We start from the raw sequence: 21,980 nt of genomic DNA on the forward strand, positions 1-21,980 counted from the left end.
TGTAGAACCTACGGTTCTATGATTAAATATAATTAGATTGAAAGGAGAAAATATAATGGAATTAAAAGGATCAAAAACAGAAAAAAATTTACAGACAGCATATGCGGGGGAGTCACAAGCATCTATTAAGTATACATTCTATGCTTCTAGAGCTAAAAAGGATGGATACGTTCAAATTCAAAACGTATTTAATGAGACTGCTCACAATGAACATGAACATGCTAAAATTTGGTTTAAATTATTACATGGAGGTTCAGTAAAAGATACTGCATGGAATTTAAAAGATGCAGCTGCTGGGGAGAACTACGAATGGACAGATATGTATGCAACATTCGCGAAAGATGCAGAAGAAGAAGGATTCAGTGAAATTGCTGAAAAATTCAAACAAGTTGGTAAAATTGAAAAAAGACACGAAGAAAGATATTTAACACTTCTTAAAAATGTTGAAGAAAATACAGTGTTTAATAAAATTGAAGAACAAGTATGGATCTGCTCAAACTGTGGGCATGTCTATGTAGGAAATGAGGCTCCTGAAATGTGTCCAGTATGTGACCACCCAAGAGCACACTTCGAAATCTTTAATGAAAACTTCTAGAGCGTAATAAACGCTCTTTTTTTTCTTGTAAATTACGATAAAAGATGTAGAATATTAATTATGATTACTACAGTGAAAAGGATATTAAAATTAGATGGATTTTCACCATCACAAAAAATAGCAATTAGTTTTTTTGTTGTAATATTACTTGGTGCATGTTTATTGACGTTACCAATCTCAAATGTTGATGGAGAAGTGTTTTCTTTTATTGATGCATTGTTTATGGCGACAAGCGCTACATGTGTCACAGGGCTTGCTGTAGCGGCTCCTGCACTGCAGTTTACAGTGTTTGGACAAATTGTCTTACTGTTATTGATTCAGATTGGTGGACTAGGTTTAATGAGTATGGTTGCAAGTATTGCTTTAAGTATTCGTAAGAAACTATCGGTTCAAAATAAACTCGCGATGAGAGAAATGTTGAATCAGACAAATATGTTGGATTTCAGAAAGTTTCTATTTGGAATTATTCGTTTTACGTTTATATTTGAAATCATCGGTGCAATTATATTGTCATTTGCATTTGTCCCAGAGTATGGATTGAGAGGTATCTATATATCGATATTTACTTCAGTATCTGCTTTCTGTAATGCTGGATTTGATATTATAGGTAGTAGCAGTTTAGTTGAATATGTAAATAATCCAATCGTAAATTTTACAGTCATGGCATTAATTATTGCTGGTGGCTTAGGATTTATTGTATATTTTGATTTAAGAGACAAGTTTAAAGCGTTCTTTAAAAAGAAGATAAGTTTTAAAATGTTGAAGCAACGTTTAATGTTACAGACAAAAATTGTAATTGTAGTTACATCTATTTTGATTTTTGTTCCTGCATTAATAATTTTTATTCTTGAATACAGCAATCCTGAAACTTTGGGTAATTTAGGATTAGATGGAAAAATCTATGGAGCCTTATTCAGTTCAGTCACTTTAAGAACAGCAGGATTTGCTACGATTGATTTTGCAGGGTTTTATCCAGCATCTCAATTCATTATGATTATTTGTATGTTTATTGGTGGCTCACCAGGAGGGACTGCAGGTGGTATTAAAACAACAACTCTGGCAATTATATTAATGAATGTTATTTGTAATATTCGAGGACAAGAGAAAACATCACTATTCCATCGTCATATATCACGAGATCTTATTGTTCGTTCAACTACGATTCTTGTGATTAATTTAGGAATCTTATTCTTAGGAATCTTTGGTTTACTGGTGATTTGTGACTTTGACTTTATGTCAATCGTATTTGAGGCAGTGTCAGCCTTAGCAACGGTAGGATTAACGTTAGGTATTACAACGCTATTGCCAACAGTTGCGAAGATAATAATTATAATATTAATGTATGTGGGTAGAATAGGTATTTTTACTTTCTTGGTTTCCGTTATAAGACAAGAAACTAAGAAATCAGTTGATTATGCAGAAGGCAATATAATGATAGGGTAGGTGGATGATATGATAAAAGAACATAAGCAATATGCAGTATTAGGATTAGGAATCTTTGGTTCTACGATTGCAAAAACATTAAGTGATGCAAACTGTGAAGTTATAGCAATTGACAAAGATATTGAAAGCGTACAGCGTTTAGCAGATACGGTTACCAGCGCAGTAAAAGGTGATATAACGGATATTGATGTTTTACGTAATGCAGGTGTTGGAGAGTGTGACATCGCTGTTGTTGCGGTTGGTTCGCATCTAGAAGAGAGTATTATGGCTGTCTTCAATGTACGTGAATTAGGTGTTCCATTTGTTGTAGCGAAAGCAAAAAATAAAAGGTATATGGAAATTCTAAAAAAGGTTGGAGCTCATAAAGTAGTCCGTCCTGAAAAAGAAATGGGAGTTGTTACTGCTAAGTCATTGTTAAATGATAATATTATTGAACGCATTGCGTTTGATAATGATTATTCGGTTGTTGAAATCAATACACCTGATATCTGGATCAATAAGACGTTGATTGATTTAAATCTTCGTGATCAATATGGAATTAACATCTTAGGGATTCGCCGACCAAATGAAAAAATGAATGTAACACCCTCGCCAGATTATATACTTACAAAAGATGATCATATCGTATTAATTGCAGAGTCAGAAAATTTAGAAAAATTAAATGTTTTATTCAAATAAAAAGTTGGCAGTTGCCAACTTTTCTTATCCAATTATATAGGATGTCATTGAGATAGAACCTAATGTTCTTTCATCATTGAATACTTGTACTGGTTCATCTTTTTCACTTGCTCCCAGTACATAAAGTAATGGATCAAAATGATCACGCCACTGAAAGGCTTTCTTACTTGATTCACCAGCGTTTGAATAGATAATAACATCTTCATGACGTCCATTAAGGATTGCCTGTTTAATATAATTATCAAACTCGTCAGCCCAAGTGAATCCATTTGTTACATTCCAATCTACTAATTGCAGATTATGCACAATGTTTCCACTACCAATAATTAAAACTTCCTCGTCTCTGAATTTAGATAATAGCTGTCCAATTTTGTAATTTTCAATCGGGGAATTATCAGCATTTACGCTTACTTGAAGTGTAGGGATATCAGCATGTGGATACATTGTATGAAGTACACTCCATGTCCCATGATCTAGTCCATAGTTTGAATCAATTTGAATATCATCAGATAATGCTGCTATTTCTTTTGCTAGTGCTGGAGCACCAGGTGCAGGATATTTTATTTCATATAACTCTTCTGGAAAACCATAAAAATCATAGATTGTTTCTGGTTTGTCATTCATTGCTACGGCTTCACCATGAGTGAACCAATGTGCAGATATACATAGGATTGCTTTTGGCCTAGGTAATCTGCTTGCCATTTCTCTCCATCCTTCTCGAAATGTATTATTTTCTATAATATTCATTGGTGAACCATGGCCAACAAATATAACTGGCATCTTTTTCATAACTAACCCTCCATTAATTATATTCATTATAGATGGTAGTAAAGAGTGAATCAATTAAAAGGACTGTGAAAAAAAAGAGGATTAAGTTTATTTCACTCAATCCTCTCTATATACTTATTCTTCTACTACTACAACTTCTTTGATACCATCAATTTCATCTTGAAGCATTGCTTCCAAACCAAATTTAATTGTATCATCAATTGCCAGACAACCTACACAGGCACCTAACATTTTAACATACACAATGCCATCTTCAAATCTGCTGAATTCAACATCTCCACCATCTCTTTGGATGTAAGGGCGAATCTTGCTGATGACATTTATAATCTCTTCAATTTTCTTATCCATGATACACCTCTTAATTACTACTAGACTATTATAACACCATTATTTAAAAAAAATAGAGAAATGCATCTATTTGTTCATTTTTTCACTTTGAATTATGCTATAATAATACTCATGAAGGAGGAATTCTTTTGTATAAAAATGGTGATATAGTAGAAGGTGTAATCACAGGTATCCAACCATATGGTGCATTTGTGAAGATTGACGATACACACAATGGGTTATTACATATTTCTGAGATTTCTGATGATTATATTTATGATATTCATGAATATCTGTCAATGAAAGAGAAAATCAGAATAAAAATATTGGATTTAGGTGAAGATGATCATCATTTCAAATTGTCTTTGAAAGCACTACAGAAAGATAGTGGCAGAAAGAGACGCTCTGGAATACAGAAGTTGCTCCCTAAATCGATTATCGGTTTTCAGACACTTGAAGACCATCTAGATCAGTGGATAGAGGAAGGAAAAATCGGAGGTTATGATGATTAAATTTGAAACAAAAAATGCTTTTTTGAAAGAAGATGTTAAAGACTATCAAGAACAAGTGAATACAATGCATGATGCACTTATGAATAAAACTGGAAAAGGAAATGATTTCCTTGGATGGGTAGACTGGTGTAACAACTACGATAAAGAAGAATTTGCCAGAATGAAAGAAGCAGCATCTTATATTCGTGAAAATGCTGATGTATTCTTAGTGTGTGGAATCGGTGGTTCTTACTTAGGTGCAAGAGCTGCGATTGAAATGATCAATGGATTATATGCTGATAAGAAACCGGAAATTATTTTCTGTGGAAATACATTTTCTTCAACTTATACAAAACAAGTATTGGATTATATAAAAGATAAAGATGTTTGTTTGAATGTTATTTCTAAGTCAGGGACAACAACAGAAACAGCTTTGGCATTCCGTTTGTTTAAACAGGCATTAGAAGAAAAATATGGGAAAGATGAAGCGAAAAAACGTATTACAGCAACAACTGATGGTAATAAAGGTACACTTTATGAACTAGCAAAAAAAGAAGGATATGACATGTATGTGATTCCTGATGATATTGGTGGAAGATTCAGTGTTATTACTCCAGTTGGATTACTTCCAATTGCAGTTGCTGGAATTGATATTGATGAATTAATGAATGGTGTAAGTGCAGCATATAATGACTTTGCTACTCCTGATTTAGATAAGAATCCTGCATATGCTTATGCAGTAACAAGAAGAATTTTAGAAAACCAAGGAAAGTCAGCTGAAATGTTTGTTACTTATGACTTACAAACAACAATGTTGGCAGAATGGTGGAAACAATTATTTGGTGAATCAGAAGGGAAGAATGGTTGTGGTTTATTACCTACAAGTGCTACATTCTCAACTGATTTACACTCACTTGGACAATTTGTTCAAGATGGTAAGAAGGTGTTGTTTGAAACATTAGTATTATTTGAAAATCCAACAGAAGATGTTGTGTTCCCAGAAGATGCTGAAAACTTAGATAACATGAACTATCTTGCTGGCAAAAACTTAGACTGGGTAAACAAGATGGCAATGCAAGGTACACTGGAAGCTCACGTTGAAGAGGGTGGAGTACCAAACCTGGAAATTACAGTAAAAGATATGAGTGCTCATTCATTTGGATATTTAGTATATTTCTTCTTTAGAGCATGTGCAATGACAGTATACTTGATTGATCAAAATCCATTTGACCAACCAGGAGTGGAAGTTTATAAGAAAAATATGTTCAAATTATTAGGGAAGAACTAATTATTGAATCCAAAACTTTTTGAAATTACCTGTCATCAGTGTAATCATCAGTGGTTTGTAAAGATGGATACCGTATTTCATCATGAATTTCAAAAGAATATTGATTATATTTATGATTATTCATTGTTTCATCATAAATGTTCATCTTGTGGTACAATCGTAAAGTTTGTGTATCCACTTGTATACTATTTTCCTAAACGAGCGATTATTATTAGTCTGGGTTGTGAAGCAAATAACTTCCAGCAGGCAAAGAATTATCGTGTGGAAACAATAGAGACGTTTTGCGAGTATATTAAGATTGCAGATGATGGAAAAGATATTGATTCGATAATGGCGCTTAAAAAGCGTTTATCGCAGTATCAGTATGTTGAATATGATGGAAGTGATTATGATACCATATTCTTTATGGCTGATGGAATACCAATTGCAGTATCAATAAACAAGGACGTATAGTAATTATGCGTCTTTTTTGTTGCAATACAGAAAAAAGGTAGTATAATGAACATATGAACAAGTGTTCATATGAGGTGAGTTATGGATCATTTAAATGAAATCGATGAAAAAGAATTAAAAGCATTAGAAGAGAATAAACTTGATATGGTTGATGCTGAAGAATTAGCAGTGTTCTTTAAGATGTATGGAGATCCAACCAGATTAAAGATATTACATCTATTGTTTCAAAAAGAGTTATGTGTTCAGGATATTGCATATTTATTAGATATGAGTCATTCTGCTACATCACATCAACTTGCTGTACTGAAACGTAATCGTATTATCAAGTCAAAGCGAGTGAAGAAAAATGTTTTTTATTCTTTAGACGATTCGCACATTGAAATGATATTTAACTCTGCACTAGAACATATAAAGGAGTGAAATTATGAATCATAAGCATGAATTAGGGCATGAACATAGCCATGATGGATCTTGCTGCAACCACACAAGCCATCTAGACAAAGAAAGCCATGATAGTGGATGCGGATGCCATGGAGAAGATCATACACACGCACACAGCGATGAAATATCGCATGGTGATGAAGAAGACGTAGGAGACGCCAGTCAGTCTGACAGTTGCTGCAGTAGCAATCATGATGATAGTGATGAACATGATCATGAATCATGTAACTGTGAAAGCAGTGAGCAACCAGAAGTGTCAGACGATATTAATGCAAAGTATAAGTTTAGAATCAATGGTTTGGATTGTGCAAACTGTGCAATGAAGGTAGAACAGAAATTACAACAGGATGATACAGTCAAATTAGCTAGAATCAATTTCTCAAATGGATTGTTATATGCAACACCAGAAGGTTCAATTGCAAAAGAAACATTTGTTGATCACATCAGTAATGTTATTGATCAAGTTGAACCAGGAGTTACCTTAAGTGATCCTGATGAAAAAGCAGAGGAAAATAACAAAGGTGAGTTAATTCATTTACTATTAAGTATTGCATTATTTATTGGTGCATTATTCTTAGAAAGTAAAACTGACATCCATCCATTTTTCTTGTTTGTAGTACCATATATCTTTGCTGGATATAAAGTATTATGGAAATCAATACGTAATATATTAAAAGGGGAAATATTTGATGAGAACTTCTTAATGTCAATTGCGACTATTGGAGCGTTTGTCGTTAGTTCTTATGAGGAGGCAGTGGAAGTAATGCTGTTCTATGCTGTAGGTGAATTCTTCCAGTCATTAGCTGTTCAGAAATCACGTCAGTCAATTTCTGAACTGATGGATATAAACAGTGAATATGCAAATCGAATTGATGAAAATGGAAACGAGCAAAAAGTAGATCCTAAAGAGTTGGTGATTAACGATACAATTGTTATTCGTGTTGGTGAAAAAGTTCCTGTAGATGGCGTAATACTTGATGGTAGTTCATCACTTGATGTATCTGCATTAAGTGGAGAAGCAGCATTAAAAGATGTTCACCCTCAAGATGAAGTACTTGCAGGTTCTTTAAATACCAATGGTGTATTTAAAATGACGGTAGAGAAACGCTATGAAGATTCTACAGTTGCGAAGATTTTAGATCTTGTTGAAAAAGCATCAAATAAAAAATCACCAATTGAAAACTTTATTACAAAGTTCGCGAAAATATATACACCAATTGTTGTGTTTATGGCAGTACTATTAGTTGCTATACCAACTGCAATCTATGGAACGGATGAATTTTATACATGGTTATATCGAGGATGTACATTCTTAGTTATCTCTTGTCCATGTGCACTTGTTGTATCAGTACCATTAGGTGTATTTGCTGGAATCGGTAGTGCAAGTAGAGTTGGAGCTCTTGTTAAAGGTGGAAACTACTTAGAATTATTAAGTGATGTAAACTGCATTATCTTTGATAAAACAGGAACAATCACAAAAGGGAACTTTAGTGTTTCTAAAGTAGAAGGTAATAGCAATACATTAGAATTTGCAGCATATGCAGAAAGTTATTCAAATCACCCAATTGCTCAAAGTATTCTAAAGAAGTATGATAAGAAAATTGATTTTAAACGTGTAGAGAATTATAAAGAACTTGCTGGATTTGGTATACAGGTGGATTTAGATGGAAAGCAATTACTTGCTGGAAATCAAAAACTATTAGCAAATGAGAATATTGAACATCCAGAAGTTTATGAAATTGGAACAATTATTTATGTAGCTTATGATCACAATTATATTGGATATATTGTAATCAGTGATGAATTAAAAGAAACTAGTAAACAGGCGATGGATGAATTATCTAATTTAGGTATTACAAATACAGTTATGCTTACTGGAGATAGAAATGAAGTAGCAACGCAAATTGCAAATGATGTACATATTAAGAATGTGCATGCACAACTATTACCACAAGATAAGGTTTCTATATTAGAACAATATCTTGGACAAAGTGGAAATACAGTAGCATTCGTTGGAGATGGAATTAATGATGCTCCTGCACTAATGCGTTCAGATATTGGTATTTCAATGGGTGGTATAGGAAGTGATGTTGCAATTGAAGCAAGTGATATTGTGTTAATGAATGATGATTTAACACTTATCCCTAAAACTATTAAGATTAGTAAGAAAACCAAAGGTATATTAATGCAGAATATAGTATTCTCATTAGGTGTTAAGTTGATTGTATTAATATTAACAGCTGTCGGACTTACCGATATGAAAATGGGAGTGTTTGCTGATGTTGGAGTTACATTGATTGCTATATTGAATTCAATGAGAGTATTAAACTTCTATAAAAAAATATAGAGCATGATGTAAAATAAATGAAAATCGATTATAAAAAAATGAATAAGATTTTTTATAATCACTTAAGTTAGTATGTAAGGTTAAATATACAATCCGCAAATGCAGTGAAGTATCAAAATCTCAATTACTTAATTATCTGTGTTGAAAAATGATATATCAAATAAAGGTATTAGATTAGTGTAAGTTCTATATAAAAAGAACCTATAAATTAATGCAGGGTTTAGTAAAAAAACCTAAGTTTCTTGTAAAATTTAGGTTTTTAAATACGATTATACTATTGAATTTTTTTTGTTTCATATTTTTTAGAAATATCATATATACAATTTTTATTAATTGTATATATACATCTATTTCGAAATCATTCAAAGTTTTATATTCATTTGCGTTTCACTTCCTTAGTTCCATACTATTTTAATGAAATAACAAATATTTCAATACTAACTATTGCTACTTTTGGACTCTTTAACTGATATGTTTAAGTTAGTTTAACGCATAGCTTTAACTTATTAAGGAGCTGAAGACAAGAAATACATCTTCGTAATTTATGATTGTATTTGTTAGGATAGTTATTTTCAATTACGTTGTTGCGCATCATTAGTAACCAACTAAGGTTCTTCAATAAATAATGCTGTTTACTATTCTTATGATAAGATTTCATAATTCTAATACGAGCGTTTTTCAACATTTTATTAACTTGAACGATAACGTGAAACGAGTCAATGCATACTTTAGCGTTCTTTAGATGTAAACGAACAATTGAACGTTAAGTATTATACATGCTTAAAGAAACAAGGCTTACATTATTTCTTTCAGTTTTAGGAATTGTTGCAAAAAAGTTTACCATTTGATATTTCTTTCGACTGGTAAGTATTGTCCATAATTTTATTTTTTTTAAATCAAGTACGGAGCAAATGATCTTAGTTCTTTTTCTAAAGAATGTAGAGAGCATTTCAAACTAAGGACTTTATTAACGTTATCAATGATAACAACTTTAACAACATAAGATGTTTCGCAAGAATTAAGTGTATCGGAACACCAACAAAATAGTTCCTATTTATATGTTTTTCTTGATAAATCAAAAAAAGAGTGATTTCATTGATAGAAATCACTCTTAAGTTAGATTCTATATAAAATACACACATAACCATATACGATGGTTATGTGTGAGGGTGATAACTGAACTAACCAATTACCTTTTTACTCTCTTATCCATAACTGAATCTTTAAATTGTTTGTGATATGTTTTACATACCACTTTATCTGGAAAATTAATATGGCATTAATAATTTGCTGCCATCCACCAAGTTCCATAACCAGGATAAGTGTATTCATACCACCTATGTCCATAATTCCATCCATTATTTCCTGTTCGATATGCCATGTTTTTAGTGAATTTAAAACTTGATTGAGTGCCATTCCACGTTTGACCACTTCCGTTAGTGAAATAAATTACTCCTAATGGAATACCATTATCAGTCCAATTGAAACCAACAGGAGCGAGTACTTTGCATCTTAGTTGCCAAATTCCGTTAATGTTTTTAATTTCGTTTATTTCAAAGGCAACAGCAGTGGGGGCATACACAACAGAAGAAATCGTTGTGATTTCAGTTATTGGCCTTTGATCAAATTCTTCTGTTTTTATAGTTTGTAACTGATTTTTTAAAGAAATTACAATATCATCATTTGCAAAAATTTTCGTTTCATTTTTATAAAAAATAAAACTAGCAGTTAAGAACGATAGTACTAATAATACTTTTGTGATTTTTTTCATATTTATTTTTCTCCTTTAATTTATTGTCTTTTTTGAAGTCATCCACCAAGTTCCATAACCAGGATAGGTATGTTCATACCATATACGCGCAGCTGTTCCAAGTCCACTTTTCCCTGTATACTTTACACCTTTACGAAACTTAAAATATTTTTGTGTGCCATTCCAAGTTTGGTTACCTAATACATTTCCGTTTACATCTGTAAAATCTACTGCAGCTAATGGAATACCATTATCAGTCCAATTGAAACCATCTTGACATAAACTCGAACAGCAAAGTTGCCAAATGCCATTATGAAACTCTACACCATTAATAAAATATACTCCTTGTGCAGCATATGGTTGTATAACCATATTTGAATTTTCTGTACTTTCCTCATCAATTGGAATCGAATCGTACACCTGAATAGGAGAATCTGTATTTTCTGTATCCTCATTATCAATAGCTTCAGATTTATTAGAATGAATATTTTCATCTTGACTTTCCGGTTCCTTTCCTTCATCAAATACCACTTCTTCTGCGTTTATTTTATTACCATTTAAAATCAACAAGTTAGCAAAAATTAACGCAAAAGAAAGAGCAATAATAATTTTAATCTTTTTTTTCATTTTCCTTCTATGTTGTTTGATAAATTTATATCAAACTCCTCCTTTAAAGATATGATATAACAAAAAAAGGGATTTTTATTATTTTTGTGATAATCGGTAGCTTAAAAAGGATAATTGGTATATTTTTAAATTTAAACTACCAAAAAAAATGATTTTCAGTAAATATTATAGATAATTCTAAGTACTACTTATGTCTCTAATGCTAATAAAACCTTACTCTTATAAAGTAAATGTAAATTATATTCCTCTTAAAGATGAGTTGTTTGTTAAAAGTAAACATGAAGCCAAATTAGTTTGATGAAATTATATTAACTTCAAATTGAATTGTGTCATAAAATCTATAGTTAAATACATGTGTTGAGAATTAGAATATATTTTAATGTATTTTTAAGCCAATTATTCGTAGATAAAATGATTTCATAAATGTATTATCATAGTGATTAACTTTTCTATTATATGAAAAGACTCAACCATAATTCTTTATGAGAGCTATAAATGATTTACTTGTATATTGTGAATATTGATTGGTGTGCGCAATAAGTACTTCATCTAGTTTCTTATTACCGGATCCCTGTAGGAACGCATCAATAACTAATCCTTTACTCATTTAACCATAGATTATTCGACAATTTATCTAGAATAAAGATTAATGAATACTACTAAATATAATAATTTTTCCATTGTTAATATATTTTATATCTTCAAACATACCATATTTAGGAGAGTTATATTGAAAGTTTTGTTAAAATGACTAGCTTTTACTATATTATTATTCTTTTTGGAACAATTGATATAACTCTTTCTAGAAGTTTTGACAATCAGTCCTCTTTGTACACGAGTATAGCTACAATACTTACTTTCAATATATTTTAATATCTTGTAATTGTAAAACATTTGTTATTCTTATCCATTCGTAATAACTATAATGTTCTTTAAAATAGAGATTTTCTTATGTAATAAGATATTGTTCTCAAATTGTCTTTTTGGTGATTTACGTTCTAGATAAGTAAAGAGTCCAAAATGTGATATCCTAAGAAGTCTACATGGCATCTTAATATTGATTTACTTTTATGTGCATTAAGGAATGTAAAAGGTAGTATAAAAATTTAGGTTTTTGAAAATAGAATTGTGTATGATTACATGCATTTTATTTTCTCTTTTTTCTTGTTCCTTTTTTTGCTTCATATGATAAGATGCCCTTTGATTGATATCGCATGTGAATGATGTAACAAACGATCCAATAATGTTTTTGTGAGTATAGAACATTTAAAGATTTCACTCCACTTGGTAAATGGTGAATGCTAAGTGATAATAGTACAGTGTTTCTCATATCGTAATACAACTAGTTAGAAGAAGAGATTAGCTTCTTCTTCATCCATATTTAATTATTCAAGTTCATCAATAATTAGCAACAATTCGTTAAGATTATAAATTGGGATAGAGTTTTCTTTATCTCTTGGAGCAAGTAGAACAGTTATTCGATTATGGAAGTGATATACGAAAAGTAATGTATACGACAAATGCAATTGAAGCGATTCATTCTAGTTTTCGCAAAGTCACAAAAAAGGAGCATTCCCAAATGAGAACGCTCTCTTCAAAGTACTCTATTTACGAGTTTGTGAGCTCCAAGATAAGTGGCAAGGTGGTATGATTCATAACTAGTCAATGGTAATGAATCAGTTACTGATCAACGATAAAATCGCTGAACGTATCCGCAAATACTCTGCCTTCTAAAAACTACTTACACACTTTTCTTGACAAACCCGAACTAATCAATTACCTCCTACTCGATTATATGTTATGGAGTTGTAACATCTCCTGATGTCCCTTCAGGTTGTTGAATTCCATCATCTGTTGCACCACTGTTATCATCAGTGCCACTACCACCATCACTATTCTCACTGTTTCCATCAGTTCCATCAGTTCCGTTTGGCGTTGAGTTGTTGTTAACATCTGGTACAGTGACTTCGTCATTATCAGGGATTGTTTGCTCATCCTGAACAGGTGTTGTATCATCCGTATAATTATCATCATAATCATAATCGTCACCTGACGAGTATCCTCCATATGGGGATAAGTCATCACCATTGAATACCATTGTTACATCTGTAGGGTCTTCATAATCATCTAAATCAGCATATAGATTGTCTAAATCAAATGAGAAGTCACTAAATGTAGTCGGATTCATTACTGTTTGATATTTGTAATATAATAGTTCTAAATCACTTCTATCCATTACATAAGTAGAAGCTATCATATTACCCATACTAGCATTCACTAAATCATAGAAATCACCATTATCCAAAGTAGTGGTTCCAAATGTCCATGGAGCCATATTGTCTAATTCGTAATTAATCAATTCAGATATTTGATCATACGATGCATTTGTTTCAACATATTTTGGAATAATATCTAATAGGGCAGGAGCACGTACAGCACCTTCCGCTGTTAACATACGATTTACCATTGCGATAATAACATCTTGCTGAGCCTTTGTACGTCCAACATCACCATCTAGACGGTCATGACGGTTTCTAGAGAAGGCAAGTGCCTCTTCACCATTTAATGTTTGTACACCTGGTTCCAAATGAATTAAATCTTCTTCAGCGAAACTTCGTTCCGAATTCTGTTCAGTAAATTCAACATCAACATCTACTTCAACTCCACCGATTGCATCAACAATTTCAACAACCGAAGTGAAGTTTACTTGAACATAAAAATCAAGTTCAAATCCTACAATTGCTTCTAAAGAATTTAAAGAATTTTCAACACCATTATTACTTAAGTGAGTTAACTTGTCAGAACCTCCACCGAGAGCTAAGTTTGGAACATAACTATCACGAGGGAAGGATACCATTTCTACGTGATTCGTAAGTGGATTCACAATTAGAATCATATTTACATCACTTCGAGTACTGGCTTCACCACTATCACTTGTATCTACACCACTTACAAATACAGTAAATGGTTCTTTTGTTAAATCTTTTTCACTACCTTTTTCAGTATTTGTAGTAATTGTACGTTTATAAGTTTCAATTGTTTTAATTGTATCCTTATAACCATTATGCTCATCTTCAATTGCATTTAAGTAAGATGTTGAGATAAGGTATGCGTCTATATCACCACTATCAAGTTTTTCCTTTAAATCAACATAACTTTCGCTTTCCACATATTCAATATTACTAACTTCTTTATCTAGTTCATCTTGTGCGTATTCAGCATTTTCTGTATCTAAACCAGACTGAATACCAACTTTTTTTCCTTTAAGGTCACTAACTGTTTCAATTTTATTGTTATCAGTTTTTGTTACTAAAAGAATACTGTAAAATTTTTCTTTATTTGTTTCTGTAATTCGTACAACCATATTTGATCCCTTATACGAATACAAAGCTGTATAACCATAGATAATACAGAATATTACCATTGCTACACGGCGTATCCAAATCTTTTTACCTTTAATCTTTTTAAAGCTAAAAGCAAGAAAAATAAGATAGATTAATGTGAATATTGCAATAACTGCAACTCTCCATTTAAATGGGATACTGTCTAGTTTTAATAGAAATATAAGACTAGCAACATATAGTAAAGTTAAAATAATTATCAAAGATAAATCTAGCATCTTTGATTTATTCATATTTTTCATAAAAACACCTCATTGCATTATTATATAATAAATTAAGAAGTGATGCAAAAAACACATAATTTTCCATAATTTATTAATATCTCTTAATACTTACAAATGAAAAGAGAAAGGATTTTCCTCTCTCTAAATTAATCTATATTAATTAAAATTAATGAACTAATTCCACCAGTCCATTATCTTCATAAGTACTATAATCTTCAAACAGATGGTTAAGATCAAATGTCATCTCAGATAATGTTTGATCATTTTCAATAATATTGTAAACACCACTTAATTTTACTAAATCATTTTTTGACAGATAATAGATACTTAACTCCAGACTTCCTGTGGAAGCCGTTGTAGCTAAGTCAGACCTTCCATTACTTAATTGAATTGAATTAATTGTCCACCCTTCCATTTCATCAACTTGCTTTTTTACAAATGAAGAAATCTGAGAATTTGAGAAATTCATAATTGTATAACTAGGTAATAAGTCAAGAACGTTATCAATTTTATTGATTCCATCTACCGTCATAAGACGTTTGATAATTCCTTTCATAACCTCTACTTGAGCTTGGTTTCTTCCTAAATCCTGATCTACATAAGAATCTCTATGCCTTGCATAAGCTAGTGCTTGACGACCATCTAAATGTTGTTCTCCAGCTTGCAAAGTAATCAAATCTTCTGGCTCAAAACTTCGATATTCATCTTGTTCCGTGAATGATATAAGAACATTTACATCAATTCCACCAAGAGTATCAACAATTTCAATTAAGGAAGAGAATGATATCTTCACATAGAAATCAATTTCTATTTGTAGTGCCTGTTCCACTGCTGCGACAGTATTCGTAACTCCATCATTTCCAGTGTGCGTCAGTTTGTCGCTGTAATTATCAAGTGCAGGGTTTGGTATATAAGAATCCCTAGGAATTGATATTGTAGTAATATGATTTGTTGTTGGATCAATGATCATTAACATATTCATATCACTAAGTGAATTAGATGCAGGAGCATCAGGCTCATCACTTGCACTTATATATACAGTAAACTTTTCTTTTGTAACATCGATGTTATTTCCTTCAATGTTTGTTGTATAAGTATAGGTATATGTCTTTAAAACAATACTATCTTCATATAAGGATGCATACTCTTCGGTTAAGTAATTCTTTTGATTTTGATTAATGAAAATCGCATCAACATAACCATTATAGTAATCATGGAAGATTGTTGAATAATCATTATATTCATATCTTGCATAATCATTTCCAATTATTTTTTGTACTTCCTCTTCTGCCTGAGTAATACTTTTGCTTTGATCTCCGCTTTGAAATCCAAGTGTATAATCTTTAAGTTCATCTATACTTTCGATTGGAGTATCACGATCTTTCAAAACTAATACATCAATATTTACAACTGTTTTTTCTTGTGTGTCTGTACTTGATAAATTGCCAATACCATCGCTAATGCCCTTAACTAGTGATGATGCAAATAGCAAGCAACCACAAAGAATAATCATAATAACTTTTCGTATAACTTCAATCTTAATATTATTCTTTATAAAAAAGGTTAAAAGATAACCTGCATAAATAATGAATAATACAACTCCAGCTATCATTGTATATTTATCTGTGAATTTATTAATCATCAATAATAAATATATAGATATAGCAGGATAAACAACCAATAATAAGCAATCAATCACACGTCCCCATAGTATCTTTTGTTTTTTTTGTTTGTTTTGTATCATCACAACCACCTCGAAAAAGATTATATATCATTTTTTAGAAAAAATCTCTATATTTTACGAATATTATAATTGAAATTATAGTATAATAAGAACATTGAGGTGAAAACATTGAATTTACTAGATGGACTAAATGAAAAACAAAAAGAAGCGGTAATCACTACAGACCGTCACTTGCGTGTAGTTGCAGGTGCTGGTAGTGGTAAAACCAGAGTAATAACAACAAGGATTGCATATCTGATTGAGGAGTTAGGTATTGCTCCATATCGGATACTGGCAATCACTTTCACAAATAAAGCAGCCAATGAGATGAAGGTAAGGGTAGAGAACATACTTCAGGTAAACAGAAGTGGAGTTATGATATCTACAATTCACTCTCTTTGTGTTAGGATTTTACGCGAAGAAATTCGTCATTTTAATTATCCTCAGAATTTTGTGATTTTAGATAGCGATGATCAGAAGTCAATTTTAAGAGAAATATACAAGAAATTGAACGTAGAAATCAAGACATTATCTTATGCACAGGCATTAGGATATATTTCCAATAATAAATGTGCATTTATTCCAGCACAAAAAGCTTTGGATATGGTTTCTTATGAATTTGAGAAATTAATGGCGAATGTGTATCTGGAATATGAAAAGAAGTTAAATGATATGCAGGCTCTTGATTTTGATGATCTGTTAATTTTTGTATATCGTTTATTTAAAGAGAATGCTGAAGTAAGAGAAAAGTGGCAGGACCGCTATGATTATATTCATGTAGATGAGTTTCAGGATGTAGATGAAATTCAGTATGGAATTATCAAAAATATTACTAGTCCAACTGCATTTTTATGTGTAGTTGGTGATCCAGACCAAACGATTTATACATGGCGTGGAGCAAAGGTTGATATTATCATGAACTTTGAAAAAGATTTCAAAGGGTGTGAAAGTATTATACTTAATGAAAACTATCGTTCCACAAAGAGTATTCTACAGGGTACTAATACACTAATTAAGCATAATCAGAATCGTGTTGATAAAGATTTATTTACAAATAATGAAGAAGACAGTAAAATTTGCTTCTATGAAAGTCAGGATGAGCGCTATGAGGCCCTTTGGATTGCCAGAAAAATAGTAGATTTAAAAGCAGAAGGAGTTCCTCTGCATGAAATTGCTATTTTGTATCGTTCTAACTATTTATCAAGAAACCTGGAGAAGGTATTATTAGATGCACATATTCCATATCGTATTTATGGTGGGATTAAGTTCTTTGAACGTGCAGAAATTAAAGATGCATTATCTTACTTAAGATTAATGATTACAGATTCACGAAGTATGAGTGAACTGGCAGTAAAAAGAATTTTAAATGTTCCTAAACGTGGTGCAGGACCAAAGACAATGGAAACATTGGATTTGTTGGCACAGGCAAATCAGGAAGATTATTTTGATGTACTTTGCAACCATGCAGTTGCAAAGGGAAAAACGCAGAAGAGTATTGATGAGTTTGTTACATTAATTCAAAAGTATCGTATTGAGCAAAAAGAATATGCAATTTCAATTGTATTGAGAAAACTACTGGAAGATAGTGGCTATTTTAAAATGTTGGAAGTTGCTAATGAAACCGAACGTATGGAGAATATTAATGAGTTGATTCATGATATTGAATCTTACGAAGAAAACAATCCAGAAGGATCTTTAGATGATTACTTACAGATGATTGCTCTTTATACAGATACGCAAGATGAAGAGTTTAATGACAGTCTGCAGTTAATGAGTGTTCATGCTGCAAAAGGATTAGAGTTTGACTGTGTCTTTGTTTACAGCGTTTGTGAAGGCATATTCCCAAATGAACGTAGTGTTAATGAAGGCGGACGTCATGCACTTGAGGAAGAGCGCAGACTTGCTTATGTAGCGTTCACAAGAGCGAAGAAGCGTTTGTTCTTAACGAGTTCGGCTGGTTATTCTTATGTAACACAGCGTATGAAGAGTGCATCACGATTTATTAAGGAATTAGGCGATGATGTTCTTAATAAGGAAGGGGAAGTGTTTACTTCCTATTCAGAAAAACCAAAGTCACAATCTACACAAAGTAGAAACGTTGGTGGTGATGGTAGTACAAAAATGCAGATGCCTACATCTAAGAAAAAGGGATCGATTCGCAAAGGTGATTTGGTTACCCATGAGGCATTTGGTGATGGAGTGGTTATATCATTAAAGGATGGAGTTGCAACAATTGCGTTTGACAAACGTTTTGGAATTAAGAAATTATCAGCAACTCACCGTATGATTTCAAAGAAATAGGAGTCAGTATTTATGAAAGAAAGAATTGAAGAGTTAAGGAAATTATTACATCAGCTTGGTTATGAATATTATGTATTAGATAATCCATCATTAAGTGATCAGGAATATGATCGTTATATGCAGGAATTACAGGAACTGGAAAATGAACATCCTGAATTTTTTGACAAGAATTCACCAACTCAAAGAGTTGGTGGAAGAGTGTTGGAAGGATTTAATAAAGTGGTTCATAAGCGTCAGATGTTTTCACTGGGGAATGCTTACAACCTTGATGATTTAAAAGAGTTTGATCGAAAAGTAAAAACAGAATTCAAGGATGCGCAATATATTGTAGAACTTAAGATTGATGGTTTAGCAATGTCTCTTACCTATAACAATGGTGAGTTTATACAGGCGGTTACCAGAGGAGATGGTGTTACTGGTGAGGATGTCAGTGACAATATCCGGATGATTCGCTCAATTCCGATGCAAATTGATTACAAAGGTGAACTGGAACTTCGTGGTGAAGTGTTTATGCCGAAGAAATCATTCAATGCATTAAATGAACAGCGAGTAAAAGATGGAGAAGAACTGTTTGCGAATCCAAGAAATGCTGCTGCAGGAACAATTCGTCAGTTGAATACAGCGATTGTTGCCAGCCGTAACCTTGATGGTTTCTGGTATCAGTTGGCAGTGGATTTAGATTTTATTAAATCACATGAAGAAGCACTTATCTTTTTCAAGGAAAATGGATTTAAAGTAAATCCTTTGTATAAAAAATGTTCAACAGCTGAAGAGATATGGGATTACATTCAAAAGATGAGTGAAGAACGTCATGAACTTCCTTATGAAATAGATGGAATTGTAATTAAAGTAAACAATTTAGCGCAACAACAGGAATTAGGAACTACTGTAAAAACCCCTAAATGGGCGATTGCTTATAAGTTTCCAGCAGAGGAAGTAATTACCAAATTAACAGATATCGTTTTAACGGTTGGTAGAACAGGGAAAATTACGCCGAATGCAGTGTTGGAACAGGTTCGAGTTGCAGGTACAAAAGTTCAGGCAGCACAATTACACAATGAAGATTTTATTGTGAGCAAAGATATTCGTATCAATGATATGGTTGTTGTTAGAAAAGCAGGAGATATTATTCCTGAGGTTGTTCGCTCAATTCCTGAAAGAAGAGAAGAAGGATCGAAACCTTATGTATTTCCTACAATCTGTCCAGTATGTCATAGTGAACTTGTAAGATTCCCAGATGAATCTGCTCACTACTGCATCAATATTGATTGTCCAGCAAGAGTAATTGAAAGTATGATTCATTTTGCATCAAGAGATGCAATGAATATTGATACCTTGGGTGATAAAAGAGTAGAATTTCTTCATGAAAATGGATTCTTAAATACAATTGAAGATATTTATTTACTGGAGAAGCGAAGAGATGATTTGATTGAACTGGAAGGTTTTAAAGAAGTATCCGTTGATAAATTATTATCAGCGATAGAAATAAGTAAGCAAAATCCACTGGAGGATTTAGTTTATGGAATGGGAATTAAACATATTGGAAAGAAAGCTGCAAAAGTATTGGCTAAACACTTTTCAACTATGGATAAATTAATGCAGGCAGATGTTGAAGAATTAACACAAATCAAAGATATTGGTGAAATCAGTGCAATATCAGTTGTTGATTTCTTTCAGGAAGAAAAGAACATTCATCTGATTGAACAACTTCGTTCATTTGGACTGCGAATGAATAGTGATACGATAGAATCTATTGAAACATTCTTTAGTGGAAAGACAGTAGTGATTACTGGTACGTTATCACAGATGGGAAGAAATGAAGCAAAAGAAATCTTGGAGAGATTTGGAGCAAATGTCAGTGGCAGTGTTTCCAAAAAGACGGATATATTAATTCATGGAGAAGCTGCTGGTTCTAAGTTAGAGAAAGCTCAGAATTTAGGTGTTGCTTTAATGAATGAGGAAGAATTTTTAGAGGAGGTTTCTAAATATGAAGAATAAACTGATATGGTTTTTTTGCCTTGTATTATTAGTGAGTGCTTGTGGAAGTGGCAGTGATACCAGCGATGAAGATAAAGCGATTGTTTCTGATGCAGTATCAGAAGGCGATTATCGAATTATAACTTCACAGTCAAGCAGTAATACACGATTAACACATGCTAATTTTAATCTTGGTGCCAGCAGTTTGGAAGTTGGCAAGGGATTAATGGAATATTCCAAACAACATTATTCCGTAGACTCATATTATTTGACAGAAGGTCAATTGATTTCAAGAAGAGAGTTACAGAGTGTTGATATAAATGATAAAGAAGTACTATTAGGTAGAGAAAGTGAAGAAAACAGTTATGGTCTAAACCCTAAAAAGGATAGTCAGTTTAAAATTTCTGGTTCTTCGGAAATTACCGTTGGTGATAATACGGTTCCAATTGTTGACATTTATGAACTTAATTTTAAGAAATCAGCAGATAGTGATGAAGTTGATGGAATTTCTGTATGTATTGTAATGCAGTCAACAATTACTGATAATGGTGGAACTACTCATACAATCAGTGATGATACCTTATTTCAATATGGTTCAGAACAGGCAATGAAGTTAATCAGTTTCTTAAGAAAGAAACCAGAAGTAGGAAATTCAACTCCTATTTATATTATGTTATATGACAATGATTCAAGTGATTTAACACTTCCTGGTAGATTTATTGGGGAAGGATATGGAAAAGATAATATATCAATTTCTAAGATTAAAGAAGAATGGACAATTTTTCCAAGTGATCGTACTACAGAACTTGACTCTGTAACTGCACAACAATTTAATGCGGTAAAGAAAGAATTACAAATGATTATTCCAAATGACACTGGAATTGTTGGAAAAGGTAAATTTGTAGATGATCGATTGGATAGTTTGGAAATCACAATAACTGCACAGGCAGTAACGTATACTGAAATATCTGCAATCGTACAGCGGATGAATGATCTGATGGGTACATTTGATAGTGATGACTATGAAATAAAAGTAACAATTCTTAATAATGACGAACCGATTGCAATGTTGAAGCGTGAAAAGAACTCAAAAGATGTTACTGTAATTACTTATTAAGGGAGAAG

18 protein-coding genes and 2 pseudogenes are annotated in these 21,980 nt (G+C 32.2%); 12 read left to right on the forward strand and 8 right to left on the reverse strand.

Annotation, left to right across the window (positions count from 1 at the left end; genetic code table 11):
• Positions 1–55 precede the first annotated feature (55 nt).
• The 3 genes from rbr to J2S15_RS17520 are packed head-to-tail and all read left to right on the forward strand — an operon-like array spanning position 56 to position 2,716.
• Complete coding sequence (gene rbr, locus J2S15_RS17510; RefSeq protein WP_307410786.1) at positions 56–595, forward strand: rubrerythrin; 540 nt, start codon at positions 56–58, stop codon at positions 593–595.
• Positions 596–655: 60 nt separating this feature from the next.
• Entirely contained in the window at positions 656–2,038 is a 1,383-nt protein-coding gene (locus J2S15_RS17515) for a TrkH family potassium uptake protein (protein ID WP_307410789.1), read from the forward strand.
• Positions 2,039–2,047: 9 nt separating this feature from the next.
• Positions 2,048–2,716 (forward strand): potassium channel family protein, encoded by a 669-nt coding sequence (locus J2S15_RS17520; protein WP_307410792.1) that lies wholly within the window; start codon positions 2,048–2,050, stop codon positions 2,714–2,716.
• A gap of 24 nt (positions 2,717–2,740) precedes the next feature.
• Here the strand turns inward: J2S15_RS17520 and ygiD are convergent, their stop codons facing one another.
• Both ygiD and J2S15_RS17530 read right to left on the reverse strand, forming a co-directional pair.
• Positions 2,741–3,505: a 4,5-DOPA-extradiol-dioxygenase gene (gene ygiD, locus J2S15_RS17525; RefSeq protein ID WP_307410794.1), complete on the reverse strand. Its 765-nt coding sequence runs from the start codon at positions 3,503–3,505 to the stop codon at positions 2,741–2,743.
• Positions 3,506–3,619: 114 nt separating this feature from the next.
• Positions 3,620–3,853 (reverse strand): NifU family protein, encoded by a 234-nt coding sequence (locus J2S15_RS17530; RefSeq protein WP_307410796.1) that lies wholly within the window; start codon positions 3,851–3,853, stop codon positions 3,620–3,622.
• A 128-nt stretch (positions 3,854–3,981) separates the two neighbouring features.
• Here J2S15_RS17530 and J2S15_RS17535 point away from each other — a divergent pair, with 128 nt between their 5' ends.
• The 5 genes from J2S15_RS17535 to J2S15_RS17555 all read left to right on the forward strand — a co-directional run bounded on the left by J2S15_RS17535 (position 3,982) and on the right by J2S15_RS17555 (position 8,852).
• Complete coding sequence (locus J2S15_RS17535) at positions 3,982–4,344, forward strand: CvfD/Ygs/GSP13 family RNA-binding post-transcriptional regulator (RefSeq protein ID WP_307410798.1); 363 nt, start codon at positions 3,982–3,984, stop codon at positions 4,342–4,344.
• A complete protein-coding gene (locus J2S15_RS17540; protein ID WP_307410800.1) occupies positions 4,337–5,611 on the forward strand; it encodes a glucose-6-phosphate isomerase in 1,275 nt (424 codons plus the stop codon). Before J2S15_RS17535 ends, J2S15_RS17540 begins: the two co-directional genes overlap by 8 nt.
• 3 nt (positions 5,612–5,614) lie before the next feature.
• Positions 5,615–6,064 (forward strand): CpXC domain-containing protein, encoded by a 450-nt coding sequence (locus J2S15_RS17545; protein ID WP_307410803.1) that lies wholly within the window; start codon positions 5,615–5,617, stop codon positions 6,062–6,064.
• A gap of 81 nt (positions 6,065–6,145) precedes the next feature.
• The gene (locus tag J2S15_RS17550; RefSeq protein ID WP_307410805.1) at positions 6,146–6,484 is read left to right on the forward strand and encodes an ArsR/SmtB family transcription factor; all 339 of its coding nucleotides are present in this window, start codon (positions 6,146–6,148) and stop codon (positions 6,482–6,484) included.
• A gap of 4 nt (positions 6,485–6,488) precedes the next feature.
• Positions 6,489–8,852, forward strand: coding sequence for a heavy metal translocating P-type ATPase (locus tag J2S15_RS17555; protein ID WP_307410808.1), 2,364 nt, complete (start codon positions 6,489–6,491; stop codon positions 8,850–8,852).
• Between the two features lie 475 nt (positions 8,853–9,327).
• Here the strand turns inward: J2S15_RS17555 and J2S15_RS20355 are convergent, their stop codons facing one another.
• The 4 genes and pseudogenes from J2S15_RS20355 to J2S15_RS20360 all read right to left on the reverse strand — a co-directional run.
• On the reverse strand, positions 9,328–9,609 hold the full coding sequence (locus J2S15_RS20355; protein WP_370872593.1) for a transposase: 282 nt from the start codon (positions 9,607–9,609) through the stop codon (positions 9,328–9,330).
• A gap of 522 nt (positions 9,610–10,131) precedes the next feature.
• Positions 10,132–10,623, reverse strand: coding sequence for a lytic exoenzyme target recognition domain-containing protein (locus J2S15_RS17560; RefSeq protein WP_307410811.1), 492 nt, complete (start codon positions 10,621–10,623; stop codon positions 10,132–10,134).
• A 15-nt stretch (positions 10,624–10,638) separates the two neighbouring features.
• Positions 10,639–11,229 (reverse strand): lytic exoenzyme target recognition domain-containing protein, encoded by a 591-nt coding sequence (locus tag J2S15_RS17565; protein WP_307410813.1) that lies wholly within the window; start codon positions 11,227–11,229, stop codon positions 10,639–10,641.
• 1,181 nt (positions 11,230–12,410) lie between these two features.
• Positions 12,411–12,512, reverse strand: a pseudogene (locus tag J2S15_RS20360) (ATP-binding protein); the annotation flags it as partial.
• 182 nt (positions 12,513–12,694) lie between these two features.
• On the opposite strand from J2S15_RS20360, the pseudogene J2S15_RS17570 reads away from it, so the two are divergent.
• Positions 12,695–12,963 (forward strand): annotated as a pseudogene (locus tag J2S15_RS17570) (transposase); the annotation flags it as partial.
• A 64-nt stretch (positions 12,964–13,027) separates the two neighbouring features.
• Here the strand turns inward: J2S15_RS17570 and J2S15_RS17575 are convergent.
• Positions 13,028–14,872, reverse strand: coding sequence for an LCP family protein (locus J2S15_RS17575; RefSeq protein WP_307410816.1), 1,845 nt, complete (start codon positions 14,870–14,872; stop codon positions 13,028–13,030).
• Positions 14,873–15,020: 148 nt separating this feature from the next.
• A complete protein-coding gene (locus J2S15_RS17580) occupies positions 15,021–16,598 on the reverse strand; it encodes an LCP family protein (protein WP_307410818.1) in 1,578 nt (525 codons plus the stop codon).
• 99 nt (positions 16,599–16,697) lie between these two features.
• On the opposite strand from J2S15_RS17580, the gene J2S15_RS17585 reads away from it, so the two are divergent.
• From J2S15_RS17585 to J2S15_RS17595, 3 genes are read left to right on the forward strand one after another with little or no spacing between them, the layout of a single operon-like run.
• Positions 16,698–18,878: an ATP-dependent helicase gene (locus J2S15_RS17585; protein WP_307410820.1), complete on the forward strand. Its 2,181-nt coding sequence runs from the start codon at positions 16,698–16,700 to the stop codon at positions 18,876–18,878.
• 12 nt (positions 18,879–18,890) lie between these two features.
• Entirely contained in the window at positions 18,891–20,876 is a 1,986-nt protein-coding gene (ligA, locus tag J2S15_RS17590; RefSeq protein ID WP_307410823.1) for an NAD-dependent DNA ligase LigA, read from the forward strand.
• The gene (locus J2S15_RS17595; protein WP_307410826.1) at positions 20,866–21,972 is read left to right on the forward strand and encodes a CamS family sex pheromone protein; all 1,107 of its coding nucleotides are present in this window, start codon (positions 20,866–20,868) and stop codon (positions 21,970–21,972) included. Before ligA ends, J2S15_RS17595 begins: the two co-directional genes overlap by 11 nt.
• The last annotated feature ends 8 nt before the right edge of the window (positions 21,973–21,980 follow it).

This window comes from Breznakia pachnodae, from assembly GCF_030814225.1.
GTDB classification, from domain to species: domain Bacteria; phylum Bacillota_I; class Bacilli_A; order Erysipelotrichales; family Erysipelotrichaceae; genus Breznakia; species Breznakia pachnodae.